4 protein-coding genes are annotated in these 4,167 nt (G+C 61.7%); all 4 read left to right on the top strand.

Going from position 1 to position 4,167, the window contains the following annotated elements; translation table 11 throughout:
* Window positions 1-1,529 (top strand): extracellular solute-binding protein (locus EN932_RS30595; protein ID WP_128369316.1); only part of this gene is annotated, 1,529 nt, incomplete at its 5' end.
* A 104-nt stretch (window positions 1,530-1,633) separates the two neighbouring features.
* Window positions 1,634-2,575: a sugar ABC transporter permease gene (locus EN932_RS30590; RefSeq protein WP_013525322.1), complete on the top strand. Its 942-nt coding sequence runs from the start codon at window positions 1,634-1,636 to the stop codon at window positions 2,573-2,575.
* A complete protein-coding gene (locus tag EN932_RS30585) occupies window positions 2,575-3,423 on the top strand; it encodes a carbohydrate ABC transporter permease (protein WP_013525321.1) in 849 nt (282 codons plus the stop codon). The genes EN932_RS30590 and EN932_RS30585 overlap by 1 nt, the downstream gene beginning before the upstream one ends.
* A 12-nt stretch (window positions 3,424-3,435) precedes the next feature.
* Window positions 3,436-4,167: ATP-binding cassette domain-containing protein (locus EN932_RS30580; protein ID WP_128369315.1), on the top strand; the 732-nt coding region annotated here is incomplete at its 3' end.

Here is a 4,167-nt window from a genome sequence, read left to right as displayed (position 1 = left end):
CGTCTGCACCCATTTTGGGTATGATGACCGATTGGGCGCTGGCGCAGCAGAAGCTCGAACTGGCCGACGCCACGTCGCCGCTGGGACAGGCGCAGGCCGCTGCGCTGAAAGCATCTAAGGAAGGACCGGCGGAGGGCTCCGCCTTCCGCGCGGTCGAGGCGGCCAAGGCGCATGCGGGCGTCACGATCAACATGACCTACGAGGCAGGCCTGCAGGCGCTCGATCCACGCAATTTCAGTGGGCCGATGTGGGAGCAGCTTACGGGCATGAAGTCGAATGTGGTCGAACTGTCGAATCCCGATCAATACTCCAAGGCGGTCGCCGAGCACATTGCCGGCTCAGGCGCCTATGACGTGCTCGACATCTCGCCAGCCTGGACACCGTCGCTCGCCGATGGCGGCGTCATCGCACCTCTCGACGACTATATCGCCAAATATATGAACCCTGCAGACCTCGAGGACTATCATCCTCTCTACAAGGCGCTGCCGACCTACAAGGGAAAGATCTGGGGCTTCTTCGACGACGGCGACATGTTCGCTCTCTACTACCGCAAGGACATCTTCGAGGATCCGAAGATGATGGAGGCCTACCAGACCAAGTTCAACGCGAAGCTCGGACCACCGAAGACCTGGGAGGAATATGCTCAGATCGCCCAATTCATCACCGACCAGATGGCACCGAAGGTTTATGGTGCAGGCCACTTCCGCAAGGCGGGCAGCCCGGGCAATCAGTTCGACTTTCTGCAGCAGTACCGTGCCAACGGCGGGAAACTGTTCGGCGACGACATGAAGGCCGGCTTGGTGTCGGATGCGGGCGTCAAGACGCTGACGAACATGCTCGCGGCCAACAAGGCCTCGATCCCCGGTAACAACGAGCTCGACGCCGTCTCCCTTTGGGCGGCATTCCTGACGGGGAAGGTTGCGATGATCTATTCCTGGCCTCCAAGCGGCCGGATGGCGGCGAACTATTCGCAATCCGCCACGGCGATCAACTTCATTCCCCAGTCGCAGATCGCTGGCAAGGTTGGCTATGCCGTCGTGCCGGGCAATCCGGAACATGCCACCGGCTACAACAAGGCGCTGTCGGCGGATTCGCCCAATCCGGAGGCGGCGTATCTGTTCATGCAGTGGGCCTGCTCGCCTCCCGTCTCACTGGCGCGCTGCATGTTGCCCTATGCGCTGCGCGACCCATACCGCATTTCGCATTTCAAGTCGGAGCTCTATGGAGCACTGTTCCCGAGCGCCAAGGAGTACCTGGCCAACCTCAACAACTCGGCGAATGTCGGCCTGCTCGACCCGATCATGCCAGGTGCGCAGGACTATTTCTTGAGCATCGACCGCATGTGCACCGCAGTGTGGGCTGGTGCGGATCCGAAAGCATCGCTGGAAACGGCGGCCGCCGAGTGGAACGAGACGACCGATCGGCTCGGGATGGAGTCGCAAAAGGCATTCTACACCGAGTTCCTGAAACTGCCCGGCGCCACCGCTGACAACACAGTGCAGAAGCTTGGCATGGCAGTCACCCTCTGAGACTCGCCTGGAGGGGAGCCGGGCTTCTAGCACCAGACCGGTGTTGCGGGCGCTTCGCTCGCAACACCCTGGCTCAACCGCGTGGCGATCTTTGGAATAAATCGATGCCGCACACCACCACGATCAGTCGCATGACGACCACCGGCGCCCCGCCTCGGCTTTCGACCCTCGCACAGTGGGCGGACCGCCACTTCAAATGGCTTCTTGTCGCGCCCGCGGTGCTGTTGATACTGGCGCTGTCGATCTATCCGCTGCTGTTCTCACTGGTCGTGTCCTTCATCAACTACGACTTCCAGGTGCCGGGCCACGCCTTTGTCGGCTTGAAAAACTTCGAGCGGGTGGTGTTCGATCCCGTGGCACGGTGGTCGCTCTTGCTGACGGCCTGCCTGTCGAGCATCAGCGTCGCCATCGAATTCGTGCTGGGCCTTCTGGTGGCGCTCACCATGGTGCGCAGCTTTCCGGGGCGCGGTGTCGTCATGTCGATCCTGATCGTGCCGCTTTTCATCAGCCCGGTGATAGTCGGCCAAGCGTGGACGCTGCTGCTTCAGCGGCCTTTCGGGCCAACCAACTACATCCTGACGCAACTGTTGGGGCAGGAGGTGACGATCGGCTGGATGACCGAGCGCCCATGGCTTTATGTCTCGCTGATCATCGCTGATGTCTGGCAGTGGACTCCGTTCATGTTTGTCGTCCTGCTCGCCGGGCTTACCGCAATCCCTCCGAACCTCTACGAGGCGGCGGAACTCGACGGCGTCAATGCCTGGCAGGCCTTCTGGGCGATCACGCTGCCGCATCTCGGGTCTATGATGCTGCTGGCGTTGACCTTCCGCCTGCTTGACGCCATCCGAATGTTCGATACCATTTTTATCATGACCGGCGGCGGCCCGGGTACGCAAACCTACACGGCTTCCTACTATCTCTACACGGTCGGCTTCACCCAGTTTCATCTGTCGCAGGCGACGGCCGGAAGCTGGCTATTCCTGATTTTCACCGCGCTGGTAGTGACGCTGCTGGTGCGGCGGCTCTTGAAGGTGGAGCCGGTCTGATGGCCGCCGTCGCGCCCGCCCGCCGCAGGAAACGCCGGTCGGTGCCGATCGGTCGCATGCTGCTGCTCGGCTTCTTCCTCGTGTTCGTGCTGTGGCCCCTCTACTGGATGTTCAACACCTCGATCAAGCCGAGCGACGACTACCTCACCGTGCCGCCCGTCTGGTTCCCTGCCGAGCCGACCCTTGTACACTACAAAGCTGCGCTGTTCGCTTATCGCGGCCTCGACGGGCTCATCAACAGTCTGATCATTTCGCTGTCGGCCACCGTGCTTTCAGCGTTGTTGGGCACGCTGATGGCTTATAGTCTGGCGCGCTACAACACGGGCGGCCAGCACCTGTCTTTCTGGGTGCTGTCACAGCGCTTCCTGCCACCGATCGGCATCGTCCTGCCGGTATTCCTTATCTATCGTGGCGTCGGGCTGTACGACACCCATATTGGCCTGATCATCGCCTACACGGTCTTCACGCTGCCGGTGTCGGTGTGGATGATGTTCGCGTATTTCCGCGGCATGCCGAAGTCGATGGAGGAGGCGGCCCTGGTCGATGGCTGCACGCGTTGGGAGGCGTTCTGGCGTGTTGCCGTGCCGCTTGCCGCCCCGGGCATCGTCGCGGCGGCCGTCTTCGCTTTCATCGCTTGCTGGACGGAGTTCTTCTTCGCGCTCATTTTGACCAGTCGAACTGCGTTCACGCTGCCAACCGTATTCCGCTCCTTCATCGGCTTCCAGGGCGCGCAATATGGTGAAGCGGCGGCCCTGGCCATTGTTTCCCTCGTGCCATCCATCGCTCTGGGAGTCCTTGCTCAACGACATCTCGTGCGCGGGCTGACGCTCGGCGCCGTTCGCGGATAGAAAGAGGCAGGCATGGCTGAAGTCAGGATCACCGGCTTGCACAAGCGCTACGGCGCCTTCCATGCGGTGCGCGGCATTGACCTCCACATTCGCGACGGTGAGTTCACCGTTCTGGTCGGCCCGTCCGGATGCGGCAAGAGTACCCTTTTGAGGACGATTGCAGGACTGGAGGAGAGTTCGCAAGGCACGATCGAGATTGGCGGCGAGGTGGTCAATGACTTGCGGCCGCGCGATCGTGACGTGGCGATGGTGTTTCAAGACTATGCGCTCTATCCACATATGAGCGTGGCGAAGAACATCGGCTTCGGTCTCAAGGCGCGCAAGATGCCGAAGCCCGAGGTAGAGGCGCGCGTTGCCGAGGCTGCGCGTATGCTCGGCATCATCCCCTTGCTCGGGCGATTTCCACGCCAGTTATCCGGTGGGCAGCGTCAGCGCGTCGCCATCGGCCGCGCCATAGTCCGCAACCCCCGCATCTTTCTGTTCGACGAGCCGCTGTCCAATCTGGATGCCCAGCTTCGCGACGAAATGCGCGGCGAGATCAAGCGCCTTCACCAGGACATCGCCACGACGATGATCTACGTCACCCATGACCAGATCGAGGCGATGACACTGGCTGACCGCATCGTGCTGATGCGCGACGGGTTGATCGAGCAGCAGGGCGCGCCACTCGAACTGTTCGAGCGCCCCGCCTCGATCTTCGTCGCGGGCTTTCTCGGTTCCCCACGCATGAGCTTCCTGCCGGGC

The organism is Mesorhizobium sp. M7A.F.Ca.US.002.01.1.1 (assembly GCF_004022955.1).
In the GTDB taxonomy this organism is placed as follows: Bacteria; Pseudomonadota; Alphaproteobacteria; order Rhizobiales; family Rhizobiaceae; genus Mesorhizobium; species Mesorhizobium ciceri.
Note: the sequence above shows the minus strand (reverse complement) of the source record. Positions and strands in the feature narration are given on the sequence as shown.